Raw genomic sequence first — 26093 nt, 5'->3', positions numbered from 1 at the left:
TCTCAAAAGAGAAAAAATGACTAAATTTTTATTAATTAAAGAAAACGTTTTCGCTATGATTTTAGATGATATTGACAAAAAAATCTTACGTCTTTTGCAAGAAAATGCACATTATACACTAAAAGACATTGCTAATAAAATAAACTTGTCTCTTACGCCAGTTCATGATAGGGTAAAACGTCTTGAAAAAGAAGGTGTTATAGAGAAATATGTTTCGATTTTAAACAAGAAAAAATTAGGAAACAATCTTACAGTTTATTGTCAAGTTACTTTGACAAAACAAACTTATGATACTTCTGAAGGATTTAATCAAGCTATTTTAGAAATGCCTGAGGTTGTCGAATGCAATTATGTTTCTGGGAATTTTGATTATATGTTGAAGATTATCATTCCTGACATGGAAAGCTATCATCATTTTCATCAAAAAAATTATCTGTTTTGCCTGAAGTTTCGTTAATCAATACTGTTTTTGTCATTTCTGAAGTAAAAAGCACAACGGTTCTTCCTATTTGAAAAGAAGCAAAAAAAGCCACCAAGAAAACTTGATGGCTTTTAGAAATAGTTGGTTTTGGTTTTATTTAATGGTTGGTTTTTTATTAATAGTATGTAAAGCGTCTTACTTTTGCGATATATTTTGCAAGACGAATTACTTGATGACTGTAGCCATATTCATTGTCGTACCAAATGTAGAGTACGATGTTTTTTCCATCTTTTGAGACAATTGTAGCATTGCTGTCATAAATTGAAGGCGCAGATGTACCTACAATATCTGATGACACTAATTCATTATTCAAAGAATATTTAATTTGCTCAACAAGTTCTCCTTCAAGAGCGTATTTTTTCATGATTTTGTTTACTGCCGAAATCGAAGTTGTTTTTTTAACTTCTAAATTTAAAACTACAAGAGATCCATTAGGAACAGGAACGCGAATAGCATTGGAAGTTAATTTTCCTTCTAATGATGGCAATGCTTTTGCTACAGCGCTTCCTGCGCCAGTTTCAGTAATTACCATGTTTAAAGCAGCAGCTCTTCCACGACGGTATTTTCTGTGCATATTGTCAACCAAATTTTGGTCATTCGTATAAGCATGAATAGTCTCTAAATGCCCTTTTGCAACTCCCAATGTATCTTCAATCGCTTTCAAAACTGGAGTGATTGCATTAGTCGTACAAGATGCTCGCAGAAAAAATATCAATTTCGTCTGGATTAAAATCATTATGATTTACGCCATGAACAATATTTGGAATGCCTTTTCCAGGAGCAGTTAATAAAACTTTACTTGCTCCTTTTGAAGATAAATGTCTTTTTAAAGCTTCTTCAGTAGTGAAAACACCTGTATTGTCAATAACTAATGCGTCATTGATTCCGTATTGGGTATAATCAATTTCTTCAGGAGAATTTGCGGTAATGACATGAACTGTAGTTCCGTTGATGATTAAAGCATTATTTTTCGTATCGGCAGTCACAGATCCTTGAAAATCTCCGTGAATTGAATCATAACGTAATAGAGAAGCTCGTTTCTCTAGACTCGAGATATCATTCTTGTCACGTGTAACAATTGCTCTCAAACGTAATTGATTTCCTTTTCCGGTTTTTGACATTAATTCTCTCGCTAACAAACGTCCAATTCTCCCAAAACCATACAAAACAACATCTTTTGGCTGAATTTCTTCTGAAGATTTAGCTTTCTTTAATTTATCCATTACAAAATATCTTGCGTCTGGATATTTTTCATCTTCTAAACGATATTCGTAAGTTAATTTTCCCAAATCTATTTTTGCAGGAGGCAAATCTAATGATAAAACAACTTTTGCAATTTCAACCGAATCAAAAATGGTTATTGGTTTTCCAACAAATTCACCAGCATATTGATGCAGGTTGATTATATCGCTGACATTTTTGTCCAATAATTGGTTTTTAAATAAAACCATTTCAATGGATTTGTCATACCATAAATCACTTATAACTTTGATTAATTCGACACCAGCTCTTCTTCGGTCGACTTGTAATGATACCTCTTTTTGGTACAAGGATTTTTTGCTCATAATTGACTAAATTGAAAAAATAAAATGCTCACTATTTTAAAATTTTGCGCAAAAGTATCTATTTCAATCGATTTCGTAAACTATTTTAGCATTTATTTTTGAAATAAAAAAAGCCACCTTATTTTATTAAGATGGCTTTTTTTGAAGTTTTCAGTCACAGTCGCAGTCACAGTTTGCAATTTTTAGTAGCTGAAAACTGAGACCGAAAACTGAGATTTAAATTATAATTCTAAAGATTTCTCCGTTTCTGTTTATCATTTCAATTCGAACACTTTGGCCTTCGTCTTTTTTGCTCAACAGTTTTGAAACGGTCTCAACGTTTGTTGCTTTTACATTATCAATACTTAGAATAATATTTCCTTGTAACTCATTTTGATACTGCATTAAATTTTCATTCGTGATGTTCTTAATTTTAACACCATAATCTATTCTGAATTTTTTCTTATCAACAGCATCAATATTTTCTAATTCGATACCTTTAAATTCTGCACTATAAAATTCATTTTTGCTTAAAGTTACAGGAACTGTTTTCGTTTTTCCGTCCTTAATATAAGTAACTTTTACAACGTCATTTGGTCTTTTTGTATTGATATATCCTGAAAGATCTGCATAAGTCGAAATATTTTGATCATCAAGTTTTACGATAATGTCGCCTTTAGTTAAACCTGCTTTTTCGGCTCCAGAATTTTTAGAAACTCGGTTAATATAAAACCCTTGCGTTTCTGTTACTCCTAATTCTTTTGAAGCAGTTGCATTTAATTCGCCTCCTTCAACTCCAAGAATACCTCTTTGAACATTTCCATACTCCATTATATCTTCAATAATTTTTCTGGCAATGTTTGAGGGAACTGCGAAAGAATAGCCAACATAAGAACCTGTCATTGAAGAAATCATAGTGTTAATTCCAATCAATTCGCCTCTTGCATTTACTAACGCTCCACCGCTATTACCAGGGTTTACCGCCGCATCAGTTTGAATGAAAGATTGGATGCCGCTTTGGTCTAAATTTCTGGCTTTCGCCGAAACAATTCCTGCAGTTACAGTTGAAGTCAAGTTATAAGGATTTCCAACTGCCAAGACCCATTCGCCTACTTTTACATTGTCAGAATTTGCAAAAGCAGTGTAAGGAAGTTTTTCATCAGCATTGATTTTCAAAAGGGCAATATCCATTTTTGAATCGGTACCGATTAATTTCGCTTTGTATGATTTTTTATTGTTTAAAGTAATTTCGATTTCTGTAGCGTCTTTAATTACGTGATTGTTTGTAACAATATATCCGTCTTCAGAAATAATTACACCAGAACCAGTTCCTACTTGTTCTTGTTGCTGTTGTCCGCCGTAACCGTAGAAAAACTCAAGCATTGGATTGTTGACAGTTCTTCTAGAAACATTTTTTACGTGAACAACGGTATGAATAGTTTTGTCTGCGGCTTCGGTAAAATCTAATGTTTCAGCTCCTAAACCAACATTTTTTCCATAAGAATTAGGAGCGAGAGTTACAACAGAATTTCCTTTACCAAAAAAGAATTGTTGCTTTCAAATAATAACTTGTAAGCACCAAGAGTAATAGCACCACTCAATAATGACACTAAAAATAAGGCTGAAAATCTTTTCATATTAGAATTTGTAATTAAGTTATTAGAATTAAAGTTTCATGTTTATTAACGTAAAATTACTTCAAAAAATTATTTGGAAAAATGGTTTAACGCTCTTTAACAATGATTAACATTTCATTAATTAATCTTCGCAGTTTCTTCGTACTTTTGCATTTCTTAACCACTAAAAAATGCAAATAGAATTTTATAAATATCAAGGTACAGGGAATGATTTTGTGATGATTGACAATCGTTCTAATTTTTTTCCAAAAGAAGACATTCAACTAATTGAACGCCTCTGCGACAGACGTTTTGGCATTGGTGCTGATGGCCTTATTTTATTAGAAAATGATTCTGAAACTGATTTCAGAATGGTTTATTACAACTCAGACGGAAATGAAAGCTCAATGTGCGGAAATGGCGGTCGTTGTCTCGTAGCTTTTGCCAATCAGCTTGGAGTTATAAACGACAAAACAACTTTTATTGCTACTGATGGACTGCATCATGCTTCTGTAAATAAGGATTCGATTGTTTCATTGCAAATGATTGATGTTGACGAAATTCAAAAACACGATTCGCATACTTTTTTGAATACAGGTTCTCCGCATCATGTTCAGATTGTTGAAAATTTAGAACAATACAATGTGAAAGAAAATGGAGCGGCTATTCGTTATGGCGCTTTATATGGAGAGAAAGGAAGCAACATCAATTTCGTTAAAAAAATTGATGAAGATACTTTTTCGCTTCGTACTTATGAAAGAGGTGTTGAAGATGAAACCTTGGCATGTGGAACCGGCGCAACAGCAGTTGCAATCGCGATGAATGCAATTGGGCAAACGGATAAAACGTCAATTAATTTAAATGTTGAAGGAGGAAAGCTAGTTGTTTCATTTGATAAATTAGGAGAACATTTTTCAAATGTTTTCTTAACTGGACCAGCAAAATTTGTTTTTAAAGGTACGATAGAAATATAATCAATAATGTCAGTCTGAGCGAAGTCTAAGACAATTTTCAAAAGCAACAATCCAAAATCCAAATTCTAAAATCTAAAATTGTCAAATGATAACACTCAAAGGCGAAAATATTTATTTGCGTGCATTAGAACCAAATGATTTGGAGTTTGTGTATGAAATGGAAAATGATCAAAGCATTTGGGAAGTTAGCAATACAAATACGCCTTATAGTCGTTATTTGATTAGGCAATATCTCGAAAACGCGCAACAAGATATTTATGAAGCAAAGCAATTGCGTTTGGCAATTTGTCAAGACGAGGATTTTCCGGCAATTGGATTGATCGATTTATTTGAATTTGATCCAAAGAATAACCGAGCTGGAATTGGAATTGTGATTCAAAAAAATGAAAATAGAGGGCAAAATATTGGTTCTGAGGCATTAGAACTTTTAATTAAATACGCTTTTTTTAATTTAAATCTGCATCAGCTTTATGCAAATATTAATGTAGGAAATGTAGCTAGTACAGCTCTTTTTACTAAATTTGGTTTTGAGAAAATAGGAATTAAAAAAGATTGGATTTTGCTAAATAACCACTATCAAGATGAAGCAATTTTTCAATTAATTAACAAACAAATTTAAATTTTAAACTTTGAGCTTAAAAAAATAATCACCATAACTGCCGTTGCAATAATCTCAGTATTATTAATTTACGGATTCATCTTAATCAGCAGAATTTTTAGTTCTAATACTAAATTTGAAGAAAAAGAACTTTATGTTTATGTTCCAACTGGAGCAAACTACACCGACGTAAAAAAATATTAGAGCCTTATATTAAGAATTTCGATAATTTTGAATTGGTAGCAAGCAAAAGAAGCTATCCAGAAAATGTAAAATCAGGTCGTTTTTTATTAAAAAATGGTATGAATAATATCGATTTGGTTCGCGCAATGCGTTCAAATGTTCCTGTTAAATTAGCTTTTAATAATCAAGAGCGTTTAGAAAATTTTGCAGGAAGAGTTGGTTCAGAAATCGAAGCAGACAGTTTATCTTTATTAAAAGCGATTAAAGATTCTACTTTCATGGCGCAGAATGGTTTCAATGAAGACAATGTATTTGCCATGTTTATTCCAAATACTTATGAAATTTATTGGAATACTTCAGCTGAGAAATTCCGTGATAAAATGATTAAGGAATACCATAAATTTTGGACTGACGAAAGAATCGCGAAAGCTAAAAAACAAGGTCTTACTCCAGTTCAAGCTACTATTTTGGCATCAATTGTACATAAAGAGTCTGTGAAGAAAGATGAGAGACCACGTATTGCTGGAGTTTATTTAAACCGTTTGCGTTTAGATATGCCACTTCAGGCAGATCCGACTGTAATTTATGCTTTGAAATTAAGAGATAATAATTTTGACCAAGTAATCAAGAGAGTTTTTTATAATGATTTGGTTATGAGATCTCCATATAACACATATGTAAACACAGGGCTTCCTCCGGGACCAATTGCAATGCCTGATATTACAGCTCTTGACGCAGTTTTAAATCCTGAGAAAAACGATTATATTTATTTTTGTGCAAGCGTTGATCGTTTTGGTTATCATGAATTTGCTTCTACTTTAGCAGAACATAATATAAATGCTAAAAAGTATTCTGACTGGATTGCAAGTCAAGGTGTAACAAGATAAAAAATCATTACAAAAAAATGAATCAAGACCGATGCAAAAATGCATCGGTTTTTTTATGTTTTTTTCTCGAAATCGTAAAAAATATGATTTTTTAGAATAGTGTTTTTTCGTACAAATAAGCTTGTTTCTCAGAAGTTTTTTGATCTATGAAAGCAGTTTTGCGTTCAAAAAAAGCTTAAAAAATCCTTTTTTGTAGCTTTTATCTTGTGAATTTTATGTTAGTTTTAGAAAACAAAACTAAATTTAAGCTACTAAATTGCAAAATAACATAAGTTTTATCTTATAAATTTAACGAATTTGATAAAAAATTGATAAAAATGACGTTTTTTGGATTTTTATTTTGGTTGTATTTCCGCGCTATTTAGTTTTTGCGAAATCTTCCGAAAACTGCATTATCACAGGGGGTTCGAAAGATTTTAAAATTTGCCAAAACTCGTAAAGTGTTGATTTACTGAGTTTTTTTGTATTCCTTATCTTTGCATCGTAGAAATTTCAAAAAGGTGACAGCGTTTTGAAGAAAAACATTTTATGATAAAGAAGTGGTATTTTTATGCGAGTTTAGTCGTTATTATTACATTTTTAAGTTTGGGTTTTAAACCCTTCAAAGTAAAAACCGAACCTTGGTTTTTAACAGAAAAAACAGATGGAACCGAATACATATTTCCATCACAAGAAAAGGATGATTATCCTAATACCAATGTCCCATACACAGGAAATCATTTAATAGGTTTTAAAGAAGCAGTTGCTTTCAAAGAATCTCAAGGAAAATACCGATTGGTAAATTCACTTGGTTATATGGGAAAATACCAATTTGGTTCTGAAGCCCTAAGAGCTATCGGTATAAAAAACAACAAAGCCTTTTTAAAGGATCCTGCACTACAAGAGAAAGCTTTCATTGCATTATTATCCAAAAACAAATGGATTTTGCGTTATGAAATTGCAAAGTACGAAGGAAAAGTAATTAATGGTATTGAGATTACCGAATCCGGAATTTTAGCAGTAAGCGCATCTTGGTGGAGCTGGTTCAGTAAAAAACTTTTTTAAGAATAAAGGGAATAGGCATTTTAGAGATGCTTACGGAACGTCATTAAAAAGTTATATGAAGGACTTTGGAGGTTATGATCTTTCTTATATTGTGGCAGATAGTAATGCGACAATACATAAGATCTAATAAAAAAGCATAAAAAATCCCGAATTCAATTTCAATTCGGGATTTTTTATGCGATTTAATCAATTAATATTTCTAAAATTTGAATTGTTGCTTCGCTGATTTTGGTTCCTGGACCAAAAATGGCAACAGCACCAGCATCAAACAAATATTGATAGTCCTGGACCGGAATTACGCCACCTACAATAACCATTATATCTTCGCGTCCATGTTTCTTCAATTCTTCAATTACTTGTGGCACTAAAGTTTTATGGCCAGCGACCAATGATGAAACTCCTAAAATATGAACATCATTTTCAACGGCTTGTTTTGTCGCTTCGGCAGGAGTTTGAAAGAGGGGACCTATATCGACATCAAAGCCAACATCTGCATAACCCGTTGCTACCACTTTTGCACCACGGTCATGTCCGTCTTGCCCCATTTTGGCAATCATTATTCTTGGACGTCTTCCTTCTTGTTTGGCAAAAGCATCAGCTAATTGTTTTGCTTTTTCAAAATTCTCATCATTTTTTATTGCCGCACTATACACACCGCTAAAGGATTTAATTTGTGCTTTGAATCGGCCAAAAATACTTTCCAGAGCATCGCTAATTTCACCCAAAGTAGCTCTTTCACGAGCGGCTTCAACAGCAATTTCCAGTAAGTTTCCTTGTCCAGTTTTGGCACAATGAATTAATTTTTCCAGTGATTGATTTACTTTTTCAGTATTTCTTTTTGCTTTTATTTCGGTAAGACGCTCAATTTGCTGTTTACGCACCATCTGGTTGTCAACATCTAAAATATGAAGCGGATCTTCTTTTTCTAATCTAAATTTGTTTACACCAACAATAATGTCTTGTCCACTGTCTATTCGGGCTTGTTTTCTTGCCATGACTTCTTCAATTCGAAGTTTTGGAATTCCAGCTTCTATGGCTTTTGTCATACCACCTAATTCTTCAACTTCTTCGATCAGTTTCCAAGTGTTTTCCAAAATTTCATTTGTCAAACTTTCAACATAATAACTTCCTGCCCATGGATCGACCGTTTTGGTAATCTTTGTTTCTTCTTGTAGAAAGATTTGCGTATTACGAGCAATTCTAGCAGAAAAATCTGTTGGTAAGGCAATTGCTTCATCTAGTGCATTTGTATGCAAAGATTGCGTTCCTCCAAAAGCGGCAGCAGTGGCTTCGATACAAGTTCTGGCAACATTATTAAACGGATCTTGTTCAGTTAAACTCCAACCACTGGTTTGGCAATGTGTTCTAAGAGCTAATGATTTATCGCTTTTTGGGTTGAATTGCTGTAATAATTTTGCCCAAATCATTCGGCCAGCTCTCATTTTAGCAATTTCCATAAAGTGATTCATTCCGATAGCCCAAAAGAAAGAAAGGCGAGGGGCAAAATCATCAATTGTCATTCCGGTTGATAGTCCAGTCCTAATATATTCTAAACCGTCTGCCAGCGTATATGCTAATTCAATATCAGCAGTTGCGCCAGCTTCCTGCATATGATAACCTGAAATGGAAATCGAATTGAATTTTGGCATTTTTTTGCTCGTAAATTCAAAAATATCAGCAATGATTTTCATCGAAGGCGCTGGCGGATAAATATAAGTATTACGCACCATAAATTCCTTCAAAATGTCATTCTGAATCGTTCCTGACAGTTTATTTAGAGGAACTCCTTGTTCTTCAGCGACAACAATATAAAATGCCATAATTGGCAAAACAGCGCCATTCATGGTCATGGATACCGACATTTCATCCAATGGAATCTGATCAAATAATACTTTCATATCTTCGACAGAATCAATGGCAACTCCGGCTTTTCCAACATCGCCAACTACGCGTTCGTGATCGGAGTCGTAGCCGCGATGTGTCGGTAAATCAAATGCAATGGATAATCCTTTTTGTCCTGCGGCTAGATTTCTTCTGTAAAAAGCATTGCTTTCTTCTGCGGTCGAAAATCCTGCATATTGACGAATGGTCCATGGACGACGAACGTACATTGTTGCGTACGGCCCACGTAAATTAGGCGCAAAACCAGCTCCGAAATCAAGAAATTCCAAATCTTCAATATCTTTTTCAGAATATCTTTTTTGACTTCGATTCCCTCAGCAGTCATGAAATTGTTTGTCAAATTTTCTAGCTTTTGTCCCGAGGCTTCGGGATCAATTTTAGACTTTAGACTTTCAAGGTTAATATGTTTAAGGTCTTTTCTTATCATAGACACTTTTTCTTTTTAAATTTAATTACAATTGAAAACTATTCTAATTCCAATCTTTCTTGTTCCAGTTTTTCAGCTAATCGTTTTTCAATTATTGGCGTAATTAATGTTTTTCTTGGCTTGATTTTTACAAAAGGAAACAATTCTAAATCATGTTTCATCTTGTCTTCCTTGTTTGGATATTTATTTGTTCCGAGTAAAACCTCTTTTTGGAATCAAATAATTCTTGCTCTTTATTGGCACTTTCTTGGATTTTCTTTTTTACGGTTCCCTCATTCAAAAGTTTTAAGAAACCGCCATCAGCTTCAATTTCTTTGAATAATTTCAAGCTTTTTTCTGCCAATTGCATTGTCAAACTCTCGATATAATAACTTCCATCTGCCGGATTATTTACTTTGTCAAAATAACTTTCGTGTTTTAAAACCAATAATTGATTTCTAGCAATTCGGTCGCCAAATTCATTGTCCTTATGATATAAAGCATCATAAGGCAAATTTGCTACAGCATCGGCTCCGCCTAAAATGGCCGACATACATTCTGTAGTAGTTCGAAGCATGTTGACATTATAATCGTAAATTGTTTTGTTTCGTTTGGTTGGCGTCGCTAATAAATGGCAATCTAAATCTGGATTGTATTCTTGTGCAATTAATTTGAAAAGCATTCGCAAAGCACGAAGTTTTGCAATTTCAAAAAAGTAATTGGTTCCAACGGAAATTTGAAAAACAATAGGTTTCGATAGAGTTGGAAAACGATTCAAATATTCATTTGCGTGAGCTAAACTATACGCAATTTGCTGTGTAATATTGGCTCCTGAATTTTGGTACAAACCTAAATCGACACTAATTAGTGAAAGATTTGTAGTTTGATTTGCCATTTTTTCAAGTGTCTCGAAATTGTTTTTGTCTGAAGTCGTAAACCAATTTCCGTCTCGTGCTAATTGTCCAATTGGATCTAAATTACAGAAAAAAACAGCTTTTTTCTCGGTTGCAATTTTGTCTAATTTTTTAACGAAATCGATTGAGAGAAAAGTCAAATTAAAGTAAATGATTTTGCCTTCTAAAGGAAGATTTTCCAATAAAGAAACAATATCTATATTTTCGTTTTGAATCGTAAAACGCAGACTTTCGGCACCTCTTTCTAGAGTGTTATTTGCTCGTTTGATTGATTTTTCAATGTCATGGACAAAAATATTTTGGCAGATTTTAAAATCAGAAGCATGAGTTTCAACCGTCGCCGATTTTGTAAACTCATCTATATGATAAAAAGGTTTCACCTGAATATCTTCGGGAGAATTCCAAATTACAGTTTGATTATAATCGGCGCCTTCTAATTCAAACTGAATTTTTTGTTTCCATTGTTTGGATGAAATCGGATTAAAATCTTCGAATAGGTTAGTGGCCATTAGGTATTTTTTCTGATTATTCTTTATCTTGAATAGTGTCTCCTTCAAAGTGAATGATGTAAATATCTTCGCTATCTTTTTTCATAAAGTATTTTTCGCGAGCGTATTTTTCTATTTGTTCAGGATTTTTAAGTTGTTTGATCTGTTCTTGATCTTTTTTTATTTCGTCCTGATAGTATTTTTTATTGTCTTGAAGCTCATTGATTTGTTCGTCAAGAAATCGATGATCAAAATAAGAGTAATTGTCTAAAAATAGCATCCAAACTATAAAAAACAACAAAACCCAAACATATTTGTTTCCAAGATATTTGAACCATTTTTTGTCCTTGTATGGATTTTTGAATTTCATATAAGATAATTTCTTTTGAATTGTATTGCTTTTTTAGACCTCATTGAGAGCAATCCCGACCAGGGCCGGGTTGCTTAAGATTTTATGGTTTAAATTTACGATAAAAATTATGAAATTCGCTGATTAATTACGGCGCGAACTACATCAATAGCTACCGTGTTGTATTTGTCGTTTGGTATGATAATGTCTGCAAAAGCTTTTGATGGCTCTATAAATTGCTCGTGCATAGGTTTTAAAGTAGTTTGGTAACGGTTTAAAACTTCGTCGATATCACGTCCGCGTTCTGAAATATCTCTTTTCAAACGACGAATTAATCTTTCGTCAGAATCGGCATGGACAAAGATTTTGATATCGAACATATCACGAAGTTCAGGATTTGTTAAAATCAAAATTCCTTCAACAATCATTACTTTTCTCGGATGCGTCGAAACCGTATCGTCAGTTCTGTTGTGTTGAATAAAAGAATATACAGGCTGATCAATTGTTTCACCAGCTTTCAAAGCTTTTAAATGTTTTACCAACAACTCAAAATCAATCGCACGAGGATGATCAAAATTGATTAATGCTCTTTCGTCAAATGATAAATTATCGGTTTGTTTGTAGTATGAATCCTGAGAAATTACACCAACTTCTGTGTCTGGTAATTCGTTCATGATTTGGTGTACTACCGTTGTTTTTCCACTTCCTGTTCCTCCTGCAAGTCCAATAATGAGCATAAAATTTTTGTTTGATATTTGTTTGACAAAATTAATAATTTAACTGAATTGTTAAACATATTATGTGATTTAACCATATAAGTAATGTAAGTAAATTTAAGCTACAAAATGTTTAAGCGGTATAATACTTAACTGAACTTATATTACTTATATGGTTAAAAATATGATGAAAAACATAAAAAAATCCCGAAAGTAAACTCTCGGGATTTCGTGCAATCAGTATAGTTTAAAAAAATATTCTGAATTTAGTAAGCACTTGTAATTATTTATTCTTTTTTGCTTTTATCATCATTTCAAGCTGATCCCAAAGTTCTTCTGGAATTGCTTCTAATAAGTTGAATTGCCCAGCGCCTTTTAGCCATTCGCCTCCGTCAATTGTGATGACATCACCATTCACATAAGCTGAAAAATCAGAAACTAAATAAGTCGCTAAATTTGCCAATTCTTGGTGATCTCCAACACGTTTCAAAGGCACTTTTTTGGCCATATCAAACTTTTCTGAAAGATCGCCTGGCAATAATCTGTCCCAAGCACCTTTTGTTGGGAATGGTCCTGGAGCAATTGCGTTTGAACGAATTCCGTATTTTGCCCATTCTACTGCAAGACTTCTTGTCATTGCCAAAACGCCTGCTTTTGCAGTTGCGCTTGGCACCACATAAGCCGAACCTGTCCAGGCGTATGTAGTTACGATATTTAAAATCGTTGCTGATGTCTGTTTCGTATCAATCCAATGTTTTCCAAAAGCTAGTGTGCAGTTTTTAGAACCTTTTAGTACGATATCTATAACAGTATCAAATGCATTTGCTGATAAACGTTCTGTTGGTGAAATAAAGTTTCCAGCGGCGTTATTTAAAAGAACATCCACTTTTCCAAAAACTTTTAAGGTTTCCTGAAGCATATTTTCTACTTCTTCATAATGGCGAACGTCACACTGAAGTGGTAAACACTTTCCTCCAGTTTCACTTTCTAATTCTGAAGCAGTTGTTTTCAATTTTTCTAAATCTCTAGAAGTAATCGCTACTTGAGCGCCTAATTCTAAGAAATATTTTGTCATTGCTTTTCCTAAACCGCTTCCGCCCCCAGTAACCACAATGACTTTGCCTTTTAAGGCATCATCGCGCAACATTTTATCTGTATAGCTCATACTTTTCTTTTTTTACAATATTAATTAAAAAAATAGGATGCACGCATACTATTGTTATAAAATTTTGATAAACTTTATATTTCGCACAGTTTTTTTGCGGCTGATTCGAGAGTGAAATTATCTTTTGCGAAACAGAAACGAATCAATTTCTGGTCTTTATGATCGGAATAAAAAGTTGAAATAGGAATTGCCGCAACGCCATGATTGATGATTAAATTTTTGCAGAATGTTACATCATCTTCATCTGAAATACTAGCGTAAGAAGCGACCTGAAAATATGTTCCTTCGCAAGGTTTTAATTCAAATCGACTATTTTTAAGCAGTTTTTGAAAATAGTCTCGTTTTTCCTGATAGAATTTTCCAAGTAAATTTACATCAACAACATCTAAATATTCACTGATGGCAAATTGAGAAATACTGTTGACGCTGAAAACCAAAAACTGATGCACTTTTTTGATTTCGTTCATCAAATATTCCGGTGCAATGGTATAGCCAATTTTCCAGCCCGTTATGTGAAATGATTTCCCGAAAGAGGAAACCATTACGCATCGATCAATAAGGAAATTTTTGGTATGTGCCGAAATATGTTTTTCCTCAAAAGTGATGTATTCGTAAACTTCGTCAGATAAAACAATAATATCAGGATATTTCTCAAGAAGATTTTTTAGCTGAATAAAATCATTTTCGTTTAATATTTTCCCAGTCGGATTATGGGGATTATTGATAATCATCATTCTGGTCTTAACCGAACATGCTTTTTCGATTCTTTCCCAATTAGGCGTATAATCATCATTTAGCGCCACTCGAACTGGTTTTGCTTTACAGAGTAAAACAGGAGATTCATAGGAATCATAACTCGGATCAAGAATAACTACTTCATCATTTTCTCTTACCAAAGCCAAAATAGTAGTAAAAATTCCTTGTGTTGCACCGGCAGTAACTAAAAGTTCAGTGTCAGGATTGATTGTTCTGTTATAAGAAGCTTGAGTTAGCTTCGCAATTTTGTTCATCAACGGCGGATAACCTGCCATTGGTGTGTATTGATGGACGTTTTCCTTTGATAATCGGGCGACAATATCTGTTAATCTTTCATCAACAGGAAAATTTGGAAATCCCTGAGAAAGATTGATAGCATTATATTCGGATGCCATTTTAGACATTACCGTAAAAATGCTTGTGGTTATGTTTGGAAGTTTACTCATTATAAAGTTTGATTTTGGGAAACTTGTGAGTAATTAGTTTGAAGGAATATTTATGTATAATGGAGCAGAATAAAGAACTCTTACTAGTTTATTGTTCTGTTTTCCTGGTTTCCATTTCGGAGATAGTTGCAAAACACGGATCGCTTCTGAACCTGTTTCATATCCAATATCTCTTAATACTTTAATTCCGCTTAGAGAACCATCTTTTTCTATAACAAAAGTGGTGTAAATTTTTCCTTTTAAACCGTCTTTTGGAATTTTGAAATTCTGTTCAATAAATTTATTAAATTCAATTATTCCTCCAGGAAATTCGGGTCTAACGTCTATGCCTGCTGTATTGTAAACAGTATAATCATCATTTGGGATATCTCCTTGTGGATGATTTTTAGTAGTAGGATCGTCAATAGTCAAAATGTCATTTGATTTTTTGCTTTGAGAAAATATATTCTGCGTCGTACAAATTAAAATCAGGATTAATATTTTTTTCATAATTAATTGGTGGTTTTGAAGTTAGTTTACATTTTATGAATAATGAAAATCGTTGGCCAATTGTGAAGGTTAAATTTTGATGACTTGCGAAAGATTTGTCGAATTGTATTCATCTGTCATTTTAGAAGTAAACAAAGCTTATAGTTGAATAAAATAAGCTTAATTTATTACCATTGGAATAGAGTAGAGGGCTCTAACAGTTTTATTGTTTAGTTTTCCCGGACTCCATTTTGGAAATAGTTTTATAACTCTTATAGCTTCCGCGACTGTTTCGTATCCAATGTCTCTTAAAATTTTAATATCGCTTAATGATCCGTCTTTTTCAATAATAAACATAGCATATACCTTTCCTTTTAAACCTTCTTTTGGGCTTTTAAAATTTTGTTTTATAAAGCTGTCCATTGCTTCTTTTCCTCCCGGAAATTCAGGTTTTACATCTATACCTGCTGTATTGTAAACATAATTTCCTTCAATAATAGCTCTTTCAGCATCGCTTATATATTCTCTAGGTGGTTCAATTTGAAAAAAACATTTTGAGCAAAACAAATTACAATCAGAATTAGAAGCTTTTTCATAAGGTGGTTTTAGAGTTAGTTTACATTTTATGAATAATAAAAATAGTAGGACGTTTATCAATATCAATTTTTAATTTTTTCCAATCCGAAACTTTCAGGGTTTTGATGAATTCCGTTGGCAAAGTGATATCTGTCGCAATACATAAATGCGTCGACGGATTTAAAATCTGCAAAAGATCTTCAATCAATTTATTGTTTCTATATGGAGTTTCAATAAATAACTGTGATTGGTTTTTGTCCTGAGACAATCTCTCAAAATGACGTATTGCCGATTTTTTCTCGTCTTTATCAATTGGTAAATAACCATTGAAAGTAAAACTCTGGCCGTTCATTCCTGAAGCCATCATTGCCAGTAGGATAGAAGATGGTCCAACCAACGGCACAACCTGGATTCCTTTTTCATGCGCCAATTTTACAATAACAGCTCCGGGATCAGCAACTCCGGGACAACCGGCTTCACTCATTAATCCCATGTTTATTCCTTCTAATAATGGTTTTATGAAATCTGAATGTTCGCTGGTTTCTGTACGTTTGTTAAGAGTAAAAAGTACTAATTCTGATTGTTTTTTTCAGGATAAACCGCTTTGATTGATTTTCTGGCAGTTTTGTCGTTTTCAACAATATAATGGTCAATAACTTCGATTGTTCTTCTAACAGTTTGCGGTAAAACATCCATCGGATCGCTTTCGCCCATTGTGGTTGGAATAAGATATAATTTTCCGAAAGATTTCATGTGCTTTTGTTTAAAATTAAAAAATTCAATTATCTCTTTTTTAGAAACAATTGAATTGAATTAGGAATGCTTTTCAAGTAGCTGATCTGCAATTAAGTCAGTTACTTCATCCAGCATTTGGTAAACGTTGTCAAAACCGTTTGCAGATCCATAATAAGGGTCTGGTACATCGACATTTTCATCTGGGAATAATTCGTTTAGAATCAAACGAACTTTATTTTTATGTTCTGGAGTTTTGGCTAAATGAACTACATCGCGAAAATTTGAATTATCCATTACATAGATATAATCGAATTCATCAAAATCAGAAACTTGAATTTGTCTGCCTTTTTGTGTGCTGATATTAATTCCGTTTTTTCGGGCAACTTCTATGGAACGCTTGTCAGGACAATGTCCAATATGCCAAGATCCCGTTCCAGCTGAATCTACAATAAATTTGTCTGCGGGTAATTTTGATGCTAAAATTCCTTCGGCTAAAGGCGATCTGCAAATATTTCCCAAACAAACCATTAAAACTTTTACAGGCATGATTCGCGTTATAGCGTTAATTTTTTGTTGATGTCTTCGACAAATTTTTTGAATTGTTTGTCTGTGGAAACTAAATTGTCAACAGTTTTGCAAGCGTGTAAAACAGTAGCGTGGTCGCGATCTCCAATTTGAGAGCCAATGTTTGCCAAAGAAGCTTTAGTGAATTTCTTTGCAAAAAACATAGCCAATTGTCTCGCTTGTACAACGTGCCTTTTTCTGGTTTTCGATTGAAGCGTTTCAATATCCAATTGGAAATAATCAGATACAATTTTTTGAATATAATCGATAGAGATTTCTCTCTTTACGTTTTTAACAAATTTCTCCACAACGCTTTTCGCCAGTTCGATTGTAACTTCTTTTTTATTGAAAGAAGATTGAGCGATCAACGAAATAATGGCGCCTTCAAGCTCACGAACATTGGTTTTGATGTTTCGGGCAACATATTCAAGAATATCTTCTGGCATATCTACACCATCGCGGTACAAAATATTTTTTAAGATCGAAATACGTGTTTCGTAATCTGGCTGATGCAATTCAGCAGATAATCCCCATTTGAAACGAGATAATAAACGTTGTTCGATATCCTGCATGTCAACAGGTGCTTTATCTGAAGTTAAAATTACCTGTTTTCCATTTTGATGCAAGTAATTAAAAATATGGAAGAAAACGTCTTGAGTTCCAGATTTTCCAGATAAGAACTGAACATCATCAATAATCAATACGTCAATTAACTGGTAAAAATGAATGAAATCATTACGATTATTCTTTTTTACAGAGTCAATATATTGTTGTGTGAAAATTTCGGCAGAAATATATAAAACCGTTTTTTCAGGATATTTGTCTTTTACTTCAACACCAATAGCGTGCGCCAAGTGTGTTTTTCCTAAACCAACTCCACCAAAAATCAATAAAGGATTAAACGAAGTTCCGCCTGGTTTATTGGCAACTGCCATACCTGCAGAACGCGCCAAACGGTTTGAGTCTCCTTCAAGGAAATTGTCAAAACTGTAGTTTGGGTTTAACTGCGATTCAATTTTTAAGTTTCGGATTCCCGGAATTACAAAAGGATTTTTAAGCTCTGGATTTAAGTTTTTAAACGGAGCATCAACCTCTTGTGGTTTCATAGGCACTCTGTTGGAACTTGGCAACTGCTCGGTAAACGGTTGTTTATTTCCATAAGTGTTTTCCATTTTGATTTTATAGAGTAACTTTGCGTTTTTTCCTAGTTCTTTGGTAAGCGCAACTTTCAATAATTTAACGTAGTGTTCCTCTAGCCATTCGTAGAAGAATTTACTTGGTACCTGAATATATAATGCGTTGTCGGTTAGCTCAACTGATTTGATTGGTTCGAACCAAGTTTTATATGCTTGATCTTGAATATTGTCTTTTATAAAGGACAAACAGTTTTCCCATACCGATTGAGCAGTTTTAGTCATAGATTCAGATAAGTTTTTTATTATTGATAAAGATTCTCCTAATAAAAATGGAGCAAAATTTTTCCGTATTTCGGGATAACAAATATGTGAACAAATTTCTGTAAAAAAAATATTTTGGGTCTAATTTTGTAAAAAAAAGTTGTAAGTGAACTTTAGGAATTTAATTTTTTTTAATCTATAAATAATGAAAAATCATCAAACGCAAGTGCGTGTTCGTTACTCAGAAACTGACCAAATGGGAGTTGTTTATCACGGAAATTATGTGCCTTATTTTGAGATTGGACGCGTGGAATGGCTTAGAAATAAAGGGATTTCGTATGCTAGCATGGAAGAAAGCGGCATTGGACTCCCGATTGTTTCGATGCAAATTAATTATAAAAAATCAGCGCGTTATGATGAACTCTTAACAATTCATACAACCTTCAAAAGTCAGTCATCTGTTAAGATTGAATTCGACTGCGCTATCTATAATGAGGCAAATGAGTTATTAACAACGGCAGTGTTTATTTTAGTATTTATTTCGTTAAAAACGGGTCGTCCAACAGCACCTCCAGATTACATTTTGGAATTGTTTAAAACACTAGAATAATTGTTAAAATGAGGTGTGTTTTAATGTTAATTTACACAATTTTAATATCGATTTCAAACATTAAATCAAAAATGTCGAATATAGATTCGGCATTTTTTTTGCGCGTTTTTGTCATTATTTTGCCAATTGGAAGCCCAGAATTTTCATCAATTTCCATTTCCTGAGAAGTAATTTCGAGTTTTTTTCTTTGATGACGCGCATTACTTTATTCATGTTTTTATAGTCAAAAGAGATTAAAAAATGAACATCAATTGTTTTTTCGACAATTTCACAAACCTCAAGCGTCATTTGCGCGGTAGTTCTGTAAGCCGTAATCAAACCCCCAACACCTAGTTTTACTCCGCCAAAAATACGAACTACAACTACAAGAACATTAGTTAATCCAAAAGATTGAATTTGTCCATAAATCGGTGCGCCTGCAGTATTGCTGGGTTCGCCGTCGTCATTTGCTCTATAGGATATTTTTGGAGCAGTTCCTAATTGATAAGCGTAACAATAATGAACAGCATGTGGATGCAGTTTTTTTAAGTCTTCAATTATTGGTTTAACTTCGTCTTCGCTTTCAATAGGAAATGCGTAGCCAAAGAATTTGCTTCCTTTTTCTTTAAAAAGAATCTCTTCAGATTCGAATGCAATGGTTTGGTATGTATCAGGATATTCCAAAAGTAAATTTTCTATAATTAGGGCTAAAATTTTTCTCTCGCAGATTTTGCAGATAAAACAGATATTTTAAATTTCTTATAAAAACAAATCTGCATTATCTGCAAAATCTGCGAGAGAAAATATTTTTATAATAAGCCTTTGCTAAATAAATCGACAACATCTTCTTTTCCGACTTGTAAATTCCAAACTTTAAGTCCTAAAGCGGTGGCGACATCTGTGTTTTCTTTTTTATCGTCAACAAATAACGTTTGTTCAGGAACTAAATTATGTTCGTCAATTAAATGTTGATAGGAATTGGCATTTGGTTTTCTTTTGCCAATCTCATATGAAAAATGAACTTTTTCAAAACAGTTGTAAAATTCTGTGTAAAAATCTACACCAGTTCTGTTTTGGAAAGTATTAATATGAATTGAATCTGTATTGCTTAAAAGAAACAAACGGTATTTTTTTGAAAGTTCTTTTAAAAAATCTAATCGATATGATGGGAAATCGGCTAAAACGGCATTCCAAGCTTCAAGAATTTCTTCTACAGAAGCATTTGGAAGTTCTTTCTGAAATCCGCCTACAAAATCATCGTACGATACATCTCCGGTTTCAAACAATAAATTCAAACGATCCATTTCGGAACTCCATTCGGTCATGCCTAATTTTTTCAATCCCGAAATTGTTCCTTGTTTATTTAAATTGATGAAAATATCGCCAAAGTCAAAAATTATCGTATCAATCATGGTTTCTAATATAAAGTAATTCGTCGTTTTGAATAATTGTTTTTGAAATAGTGCTTTTCTGAATTATAGGTGCTTTAACACCTTTTTCAAAAGTAGTTGTTCCAATGAAAATTCGTGCTTCATCCCATAAATCCGAATCTATAAAAGCTTGCAAAGTTTGTCTTCCGCCTTCAATAATTACAGATTGAATTTGATGCTGATATAAAACATTCAGAATTTGAGAAATCATACTTTCATTAAAATGAATTTTCTCAAAAATGGTATTTTCTGTTGAAAGGTTATTTTCTGATTTCGAGAATACAATCGTTTTTACGCTGTTATCAAAAACAAAACTGTCTTTTGAAATTCGGTTATTCTGATCCAAAACCACTCGCACCGGATTATTTCCTGACCAATCTCTAGTATTCAATTTCGGATTATCGTCAATAACCGTTTGCGTTCCTACTAAAATAGCCTGTTCTTCACTTCGCCATTTATGAACCAATTGTCTCGAATATTGATTCGTAATCCAAATTGGTTTGCGTTCCTGGTCGGTTTCTTTTTCAGGTGCCAAAAATCCGTCTTGGCTTTCGGCCCATTTCAGTATAATATACGGTCTCTTTCTTTGATGGAAAGTAAAAAAGCGTTTGTTGAGCTCGTTGCATTCGTCTTCTAAAATGCCAACAGTAACAGTCGCACCAGCTTCAATTAATTTTTTGATTCCTCTTCCTGCTACTTTTTCGTTTGGATCTACGGTTCCAACAACAACATTCGGGATTTTATTTGCAATAATTAAATCACAACAAGGAGGTGTTTTTCCAAAATGAGAGCAAGGTTCTAAACTAACATAAATGGTAGCTTTTTTTAGCGACGATTTGTCTTTTACAGATTGTACAGCATTTACTTCGGCATGTGGTTCGCCGGCTTTTTTGTGCCAGCCTTCGCCAATTATTTTTCCTTCATGAACAATTACGCTTCCTACCATCGGATTTGGATAAGTGGTTCCAAAACCGTTTTGAGCAAGTTCAATGCAACGTTTTATGTATTTTTCATGTGTATTCACGGTGCAAAAATAAACATTTTTGATTTTAATCTCGATAGTTAACAGTATAGTTGGAGAACTATCGGAAAAGTATTTTTACTTTTGTAGTTATAGTACACGAATAAACAATTATGAAAAATTATATTATCCGAGCGATTAAAAAAGAAGACAATAAGGCAGTTGCACAATTAATACGATCTGTTTTTGATGAAATGGAAATTCCAAAAATAGGTACAGCTTATGCGGACCCTTATCTTGATTTGATGTTTGAAGAATATGATAAGCCGAAATCTGCTTATTTTGTAGTTGAAAATGAAGGTGAAATTGTTGGTTGTTGCGGCGTTGCGCCATTGGAAAATGGTGCTCCAGAAGTTTGTGAACTACAAAAAATGTATTTTTTGCCAAAAACTAGAGGTTTGGGAATTGGTAGCCAAATGATGGAGAAATGTCTTGATGAAGCAAGAAGTTTTGGATTTGAAAAATGTTATATCGAGACGATGCCTTTTATGCATGCCGCTCAAAAATTATACAAAAAATCAGGTTTTGAATATTTAGATGCACCTTTGGGATGTACTGGGCATAATTCTTGTCCGGTTTGGATGTTGAAAGTTTTGTAAATCTTGTAACAAATTAGATTTTTCAATACTTATTTGAAAGAAAAATCAGCTTTTGCTGAAAAAAATACTCATACGCAGAAATGAAAATCAAACAATACCGGACTCAGTTTATAAAAGAATTATCACCTCTATATGATGCATATGAGGCAGAGAGTTTTTTCTATTTAATTTTAGAAGACAAACATAAATTGCGTCAGATTGACTTGGCGTTGAACCACGAGTTGAATTTTTCTGAAAAGGATTTTGTGGTTTGGGATTCATTATTGGATGATTTGAAAAACGAAGTTCCAATTCAGTATTTGCTCGGGAAAACCAGTTTTTATGGTTTGGATTTTGAAGTAAATGAAAATGTCTTGATTCCGAGGCCCGAAACCGAAGAGTTAGTGGAGTGGATTATTAATGAAAATAAAGGAAAATCTAAAGAAATCAAAATATTGGATATTGGAACTGGTAGCGGTTGTATTGCTATTTCATTAGCTAAAAACCTTCCAAAAGCCAAAGTTTATGCAATTGATGTTTCGAAAAAAGCATTAGATACAGCTAAAAGAAATGCGGTAAACAATAATGTCGAGGTTACTTTTATGCTAAAAGATATTCTGGAATTGGAAATATTGAAATCCGATTATGATATTATTGTTTCAAATCCGCCATATGTTCGAAATTTAGAAAAAGCTGAAATCAAAAAGAATGTCTTGGATTTTGAACCTCATTTGGCCTTATTTGTTGACGATAACGATGCTTTGATTTTTTACAGGAAAATTGCTGAATTGGCGAAAAAAATCTTTTAGAAAATGGACAATTGTATTTTGAAATCAATCAATATCTAGGAAAAGAAATGGTTGATCTGCTTGAAAAAATGAATTTTAAAAATATCGAACTCCGAAAAGATATTTACGATAATGATCGCATGGTAAAAGGGAATATTTAAAGTTTTCGGTCTCAGTCACAGTTTGCAGTCACACAAATAACTGAAAACTGTAACTGAAAACTGCGACTAATTATTCATATCGCAAAGCCTCAATAGGATCTAATTTTGAAGCTTTAATCGCAGGATATAGTCCAGAAACTATGGCAACGGTAAAACTGGTTGCAAAAGCCGCGAAAATAGCGCCCCACGGAATGACAAAGGCAAACTTCATTGCAGTTGCAATCGCAAATCCAAGCAAAATTCCGATTATAATTCCAACCAATCCACCAATTTGCCCAATCAACAGTGTTTCGATAAAAAACTGAGTAGAAATAGTTGTTTTTGTTGCGCCCAAAGCTTTTCGGACACCAATTTCACGAGTGCGTTCCGTAACCGAAACAATCATAATATTCATTAAAGCAATTGATGAGCCTAGAATTGTTATGATTGAAATAATCCATGAAGCCCAACCTAAATATTGTGTAATTCCAAGAATACGATTTATCAAATCATCGCTTCGGCCCATTCCGAAATTATTGTCCCGAACCGGATTTAATTTTCGAACTCTGCGCATTACGCTAGTTGCATTGTCAATTGCAGGATCTAAAAGCTCTTTTTTAGAAACCATGACGCTAATCGTATAATTGATATTTGGTGCTGTAAATAAAGAACGCGCAACTTGAATTGGAATCAAAACACGTAAATCCTGGCTATTTCCAAAAGTGGAGCCTTTTTCTTTTAATACGCCAATTACTTTAAAACGTGCTCCTCGAATCGAAATAATTTTGTCAATTGGATTGACATCTTTCAATAAGCCTTTTTCAAAATCAGAACCTACAATACAGGAATAGGTATTGTTGTCAATATCAAATTGATTGAATGAACGCCCTAAAGTGGTTTCAAGACCAGAATTTGAAATGAAATGTTCATCTACGCCAAGTATTTTAATTTCAGGATCTGTTTTTTCGCCTAGAAATTTAACTTCGGCTTTTGAGGTCGCAGTAAACGAAAGTGAGGTTTCAGTAAATGGATATTTGTATTTGTTTTTGAAGGCAACGGCTTCTGGATAGGAAATAATAGGGTTTATGATTTCGCGTTCTTTTCCGCCGCGATTTTTGAGATTGTTTTCGTATTGGTTGATGTTGAAAGTATTGGCGCCCATCGAAGCAAAATTGGTCGAAACGGTATTTTCCAAAGCCGTTACAACGGTCAAAATTCCAACCAAAGCGGTAATTCCGATAGCAATAATTAATACGGTAAGAATGGTTCGCAGAATTTGTGTTTTGATAGAACCAAAAGCAATTCGGATATTTTCTTTAAATAATTTTAGCATCATGACCAATTTGTCACGAAAATACGGTTTTTGTTACAAGTTTGTTTTCCAAGTGTTATTATTTATTTTAAAAAGTAAGATATTTGCAGACTTATTTAAGTCGAAAGTTGGAAAGTCATAAAGTCGAAAGTCTGAAGATCCAACAATCTAAAAGAAAATCTAGAAATAAATTAATTTTAAAAGTTTAGATTTTTAGGTTTCAAAGAAATCTAAAATCTAAAATCAGAAATCTAAAATAAAAAGAGATGGCTTCAAAACCAAGCGTACCAAAAGGAACCAGAGATTTTTCACCTGCTGAGGTGTCAAAACGCCAATATATTATGCAAACCATAAAAAGTAATTTTGAAAAATTTGGTTTTCAACCGATAGAAACACCTTCGTTTGAAAATTCAGATACTTTGATGGGAAAATATGGCGAAGAAGGAGATCGTTTGATTTTTAAAATATTGAATTCAGGTAATTTCTTTTATGATAAAAAGAAAATTGAACTGCCGCAATCTATTGAGGAATTACTTGTAAATTCTGCTGAAAAAATAAGTTTAGATCAAAGAATCGAATTAAATAAATTCACAGGGAAAATTTCTGAGAAAGCATTACGTTACGATTTGACAGTTCCGTTTGCGAGATACGTAGTACAACACCAAAGTGAAATAGTGTTTCCTTTTAAAAGATATCAAATTCAACCGGTTTGGAGAGCCGATAATCCACAAAATGGGCGCTACAGAGAGTTTTATCAATGTGATGCTGATGTTGTCGGTTCAAAGTCACTTTGGCAGGAAGTAGAATTAGTTCAGTTATACGACACTGTTTTTACTTCTTTAGGTTTGGAAGGTGTTACCATCAAAATCAACAATAGAAAAATTTTATCTGGAATTGCTGAGGTAATTGGTGCATCAGATAAATTAATCGATTTTACGGTTGCGCTGGATAAATTGGATAAAATTGGAGAAGACGGAGTAAAAAAGAAATGATCGAAAAAGGAATTTCTGAAAATGCTTTAGTTAAAGTGCAACCTCTTTTTAGTTTCTCAGGAACTTTTGCAGACAAAATTGCACAGCTATCGGAATTATTGGCATCTTCTGAAGAAGGGATGAAAGGTGTTGAGGAACTGAAATTCATTTGCGACAATGTGGCCGATTTAGGTTTGTCAACTGCAATTTTAGATCTTGATGTGACTTTGGCACGTGGATTAAATTATTATACAGGGGCTATTTTTGAAGTGGCGGCCCCAAAAACGGTTTCAATGGGGTCTATTGGCGGTGGCGGTAGGTACGATGATTTAACGGGTATTTTTGGTTTACAGAATATGAGTGGTGTTGGAATCTCTTTTGGATTGGATAGAATCTATTTAGTTTTAGAAAAATTACAATTGTTTCCGGAAACTGTGGCGACGACATCAAAAGCAATTTTTATCAATTATGGCGACAAAGAAGCTTTGTATGCTTCAAAAGCGATTCAGAAATTGAGAAAAGAAAATATAAAAGTAGAATTATATCCTGATAATGTAAAAGTTGGAAAACAATTTCAGTATGCAGACAAACGATTGATTCCGTTTGCGGTAATTGCTGGTGATCAGGAGATTGCATCGAATACTTTTGCACTTAAAAATTTAGTGACAGGAGAGCAGGTTTCTGTTGATTATGACGGATTGAAAAATGCACTAAGCTAATAATCAGATTTAAAAGATTTTATTTCACGCAGATTTGAGCAGATTAAAGCAGATTTAATTTGATTTTTATATTAAGAAATCTGTGCTAATCTGCTCAAATTATTTTTAAATCTGCGTGAAATAAAAAAAAGGTTAACTGTTTGAAATAAAGGTTTTTGCTCTGGATTGCTTGTATTTAAAGAGATTTCTTTTAAAATCTCTGCCTGAAATAGTTGCTGGAGAAGAAAAAATACTTTTAATTTGCGACCTCAAGTTACGGGCGTAGTTCAAGGGTAGAATAGCGGTCTCCAAAACCGTTGATGGGGGTTCGAATCCCTCCGCCCGTGCAAAAATGTA

At 33.4% G+C, this 26093-nt stretch carries 16 protein-coding genes, 1 tRNA gene and 10 pseudogenes; 10 read left to right on the top strand and 17 right to left on the bottom strand.

The genetic code is table 11. The features are described from left to right. The first annotated feature begins 16 nt into the window (after positions 1-16). The gene (locus ACQ9BO_RS23895; protein ID WP_431242760.1) at positions 17-457 is read left to right on the top strand and encodes an Lrp/AsnC family transcriptional regulator; all 441 of its coding nucleotides are present in this window, start codon (positions 17-19) and stop codon (positions 455-457) included. A 139-nt stretch (positions 458-596) separates the two neighbouring features. Here the strand turns inward: ACQ9BO_RS23895 and ACQ9BO_RS23890 are convergent. Together ACQ9BO_RS23890 and ACQ9BO_RS23885 are read right to left on the bottom strand one after the other, a co-directional pair. After that, positions 597-2046 (bottom strand): annotated as a pseudogene (locus tag ACQ9BO_RS23890) (glyceraldehyde-3-phosphate dehydrogenase). 216 nt (positions 2047-2262) lie between these two features. Next, positions 2263-3662: pseudogene (locus ACQ9BO_RS23885) on the bottom strand (Do family serine endopeptidase). 170 nt (positions 3663-3832) lie between these two features. Here ACQ9BO_RS23885 and dapF point away from each other — a divergent pair. The 4 genes and pseudogenes from dapF to ACQ9BO_RS23865 all read left to right on the top strand — a co-directional run bounded on the left by dapF (position 3833) and on the right by ACQ9BO_RS23865 (position 7454). Continuing rightward, on the top strand, positions 3833-4615 hold the full coding sequence (gene dapF, locus ACQ9BO_RS23880; RefSeq protein ID WP_431242759.1) for a diaminopimelate epimerase: 783 nt from the start codon (positions 3833-3835) through the stop codon (positions 4613-4615). Between the two features lie 85 nt (positions 4616-4700). Beyond that, positions 4701-5234: a GNAT family N-acetyltransferase gene (locus tag ACQ9BO_RS23875; RefSeq protein ID WP_431242758.1), complete on the top strand. Its 534-nt coding sequence runs from the start codon at positions 4701-4703 to the stop codon at positions 5232-5234. Continuing rightward, positions 5235-6283, top strand: a pseudogene (gene mltG / locus ACQ9BO_RS23870) (endolytic transglycosylase MltG). 528 nt (positions 6284-6811) lie between these two features. After that, positions 6812-7454, top strand: a pseudogene (locus tag ACQ9BO_RS23865) (peptidoglycan-binding protein LysM). Positions 7455-7509: 55 nt separating this feature from the next. On the opposite strand, the pseudogene scpA reads toward ACQ9BO_RS23865, so the two are convergent. The 11 genes and pseudogenes from scpA to dnaA form a co-directional block, all read right to left on the bottom strand. Continuing rightward, a pseudogene (gene scpA, locus ACQ9BO_RS23860) lies at positions 7510-9656 on the bottom strand (methylmalonyl-CoA mutase). 38 nt (positions 9657-9694) lie between these two features. Further along, positions 9695-11058: pseudogene (locus ACQ9BO_RS23855) on the bottom strand (methylmalonyl-CoA mutase subunit beta). 16 nt (positions 11059-11074) lie between these two features. After that, complete coding sequence (locus ACQ9BO_RS23850; protein WP_431242757.1) at positions 11075-11407, bottom strand: FtsB family cell division protein; 333 nt, start codon at positions 11405-11407, stop codon at positions 11075-11077. A 107-nt stretch (positions 11408-11514) separates the two neighbouring features. Next, entirely contained in the window at positions 11515-12123 is a 609-nt protein-coding gene (gene udk, locus ACQ9BO_RS23845; RefSeq protein ID WP_008467967.1) for a uridine kinase, read from the bottom strand. A gap of 262 nt (positions 12124-12385) precedes the next feature. Further along, positions 12386-13267, bottom strand: a complete 882-nt coding sequence (locus tag ACQ9BO_RS23840) for an SDR family oxidoreductase (RefSeq protein ID WP_431242756.1) — start codon at positions 13265-13267, stop codon at positions 12386-12388. A 74-nt stretch (positions 13268-13341) separates the two neighbouring features. Next, positions 13342-14469, bottom strand: coding sequence for a methionine aminotransferase (locus ACQ9BO_RS23835; protein WP_431242755.1), 1128 nt, complete (start codon positions 14467-14469; stop codon positions 13342-13344). 33 nt (positions 14470-14502) lie between these two features. Continuing rightward, complete coding sequence (locus ACQ9BO_RS23830) at positions 14503-14958, bottom strand: energy transducer TonB (protein WP_431242754.1); 456 nt, start codon at positions 14956-14958, stop codon at positions 14503-14505. Between the two features lie 159 nt (positions 14959-15117). Further along, a complete protein-coding gene (locus ACQ9BO_RS23825; protein ID WP_431242753.1) occupies positions 15118-15594 on the bottom strand; it encodes an energy transducer TonB in 477 nt (158 codons plus the stop codon). After that, positions 15554-16266, bottom strand: a pseudogene (locus ACQ9BO_RS23820) (SAM-dependent methyltransferase). Before ACQ9BO_RS23820 ends, ACQ9BO_RS23825 begins: the two are co-directional and overlap by 41 nt. Positions 16267-16326: 60 nt before the next feature. After that, entirely contained in the window at positions 16327-16794 is a 468-nt protein-coding gene (locus tag ACQ9BO_RS23815) for a low molecular weight protein-tyrosine-phosphatase (protein WP_431242752.1), read from the bottom strand. Positions 16795-16802: 8 nt separating this feature from the next. Further along, the gene (gene dnaA / locus ACQ9BO_RS23810) at positions 16803-18230 is read right to left on the bottom strand and encodes a chromosomal replication initiator protein DnaA (protein ID WP_026727948.1); all 1428 of its coding nucleotides are present in this window, start codon (positions 18228-18230) and stop codon (positions 16803-16805) included. Between the two features lie 184 nt (positions 18231-18414). Between dnaA and ACQ9BO_RS23805 the strand changes: the two genes are divergently transcribed. Then, the gene (locus tag ACQ9BO_RS23805; protein WP_026727949.1) at positions 18415-18819 is read left to right on the top strand and encodes an acyl-CoA thioesterase; all 405 of its coding nucleotides are present in this window, start codon (positions 18415-18417) and stop codon (positions 18817-18819) included. 31 nt (positions 18820-18850) lie between these two features. Here the strand turns inward: ACQ9BO_RS23805 and ACQ9BO_RS23800 are convergent. From ACQ9BO_RS23800 to ribD, 3 genes and pseudogenes are all read right to left on the bottom strand, one after another. Beyond that, positions 18851-19482, bottom strand: a pseudogene (locus ACQ9BO_RS23800) (IMPACT family protein). 125 nt (positions 19483-19607) lie between these two features. Continuing rightward, positions 19608-20210, bottom strand: coding sequence for an HAD-IA family hydrolase (locus tag ACQ9BO_RS23795; RefSeq protein WP_431242751.1), 603 nt, complete (start codon positions 20208-20210; stop codon positions 19608-19610). Further along, the gene (gene ribD, locus ACQ9BO_RS23790) at positions 20203-21252 is read right to left on the bottom strand and encodes a bifunctional diaminohydroxyphosphoribosylaminopyrimidine deaminase/5-amino-6-(5-phosphoribosylamino)uracil reductase RibD (protein ID WP_431242750.1); all 1050 of its coding nucleotides are present in this window, start codon (positions 21250-21252) and stop codon (positions 20203-20205) included. The genes ACQ9BO_RS23795 and ribD overlap by 8 nt, the downstream gene beginning before the upstream one ends. A 110-nt stretch (positions 21253-21362) precedes the next feature. Between ribD and ACQ9BO_RS23785 the strand changes: the two genes are divergently transcribed. Further along, positions 21363-21848 carry a GNAT family N-acetyltransferase gene (locus ACQ9BO_RS23785; RefSeq protein WP_431242749.1) on the top strand — a complete coding sequence of 162 codons (486 nt, stop codon included), beginning with the start codon at positions 21363-21365 and terminating at the stop codon, positions 21846-21848. An 80-nt stretch (positions 21849-21928) separates the two neighbouring features. After that, positions 21929-22776 (top strand): annotated as a pseudogene (prmC, locus tag ACQ9BO_RS23780) (peptide chain release factor N(5)-glutamine methyltransferase). Between the two features lie 70 nt (positions 22777-22846). Here the strand turns inward: prmC and ACQ9BO_RS23775 are convergent. Beyond that, positions 22847-24091: an ABC transporter permease gene (locus tag ACQ9BO_RS23775; RefSeq protein WP_162847881.1), complete on the bottom strand. Its 1245-nt coding sequence runs from the start codon at positions 24089-24091 to the stop codon at positions 22847-22849. Positions 24092-24333: 242 nt separating this feature from the next. On the opposite strand from ACQ9BO_RS23775, the pseudogene hisS reads away from it, so the two are divergent. Next, positions 24334-25757, top strand: a pseudogene (gene hisS, locus ACQ9BO_RS23770) (histidine--tRNA ligase). Between the two features lie 255 nt (positions 25758-26012). Continuing rightward, a tRNA-Trp gene (locus ACQ9BO_RS23765) sits at positions 26013-26083 on the top strand. Positions 26084-26093: the final 10 nt, after the last annotated feature.

It is taken from the genome of Flavobacterium sp. P21 (assembly GCF_050632225.1).
Taxonomy (GTDB): domain Bacteria; phylum Bacteroidota; class Bacteroidia; order Flavobacteriales; family Flavobacteriaceae; genus Flavobacterium.
The sequence above is the reverse complement of the archived record's forward strand: the minus strand, read 5'-3'. Positions and strand labels throughout refer to the sequence as shown.

Excerpts from the sequence above, each read along its gene's own strand:
- ACQ9BO_RS23895 (WP_431242760.1), top strand. The coding sequence starts at position 17 with ATGACTAAATTTTTATTAATTAAAGAAAACGTTTTCGCTATGATTTTA.
- dapF (WP_431242759.1), top strand. The coding sequence starts at position 3,833 with ATGCAAATAGAATTTTATAAATATCAAGGTACAGGGAATGATTTTGTG.
- ACQ9BO_RS23875 (WP_431242758.1), top strand. The coding sequence starts at position 4,701 with ATGATAACACTCAAAGGCGAAAATATTTATTTGCGTGCATTAGAACCA.
- ACQ9BO_RS23850 (WP_431242757.1), bottom strand. The coding sequence starts at position 11,407 with ATGAAATTCAAAAATCCATACAAGGACAAAAAATGGTTCAAATATCTT.
- udk (WP_008467967.1), bottom strand. The coding sequence starts at position 12,123 with ATGCTCATTATTGGACTTGCAGGAGGAACAGGAAGTGGAAAAACAACG.
- ACQ9BO_RS23840 (WP_431242756.1), bottom strand. The coding sequence starts at position 13,267 with ATGAGCTATACAGATAAAATGTTGCGCGATGATGCCTTAAAAGGCAAA.
- ACQ9BO_RS23835 (WP_431242755.1), bottom strand. The coding sequence starts at position 14,469 with ATGAGTAAACTTCCAAACATAACCACAAGCATTTTTACGGTAATGTCT.
- ACQ9BO_RS23830 (WP_431242754.1), bottom strand. The coding sequence starts at position 14,958 with ATGAAAAAAATATTAATCCTGATTTTAATTTGTACGACGCAGAATATA.
- ACQ9BO_RS23815 (WP_431242752.1), bottom strand. The coding sequence starts at position 16,794 with ATGCCTGTAAAAGTTTTAATGGTTTGTTTGGGAAATATTTGCAGATCG.
- dnaA (WP_026727948.1), bottom strand. The coding sequence starts at position 18,230 with ATGACTAAAACTGCTCAATCGGTATGGGAAAACTGTTTGTCCTTTATA.
- ACQ9BO_RS23805 (WP_026727949.1), top strand. The coding sequence starts at position 18,415 with ATGAAAAATCATCAAACGCAAGTGCGTGTTCGTTACTCAGAAACTGAC.
- ACQ9BO_RS23795 (WP_431242751.1), bottom strand. The coding sequence starts at position 20,210 with ATGATTGATACGATAATTTTTGACTTTGGCGATATTTTCATCAATTTA.
- ACQ9BO_RS23785 (WP_431242749.1), top strand. The coding sequence starts at position 21,363 with ATGAAAAATTATATTATCCGAGCGATTAAAAAAGAAGACAATAAGGCA.
- ACQ9BO_RS23775 (WP_162847881.1), bottom strand. The coding sequence starts at position 24,091 with ATGATGCTAAAATTATTTAAAGAAAATATCCGAATTGCTTTTGGTTCT.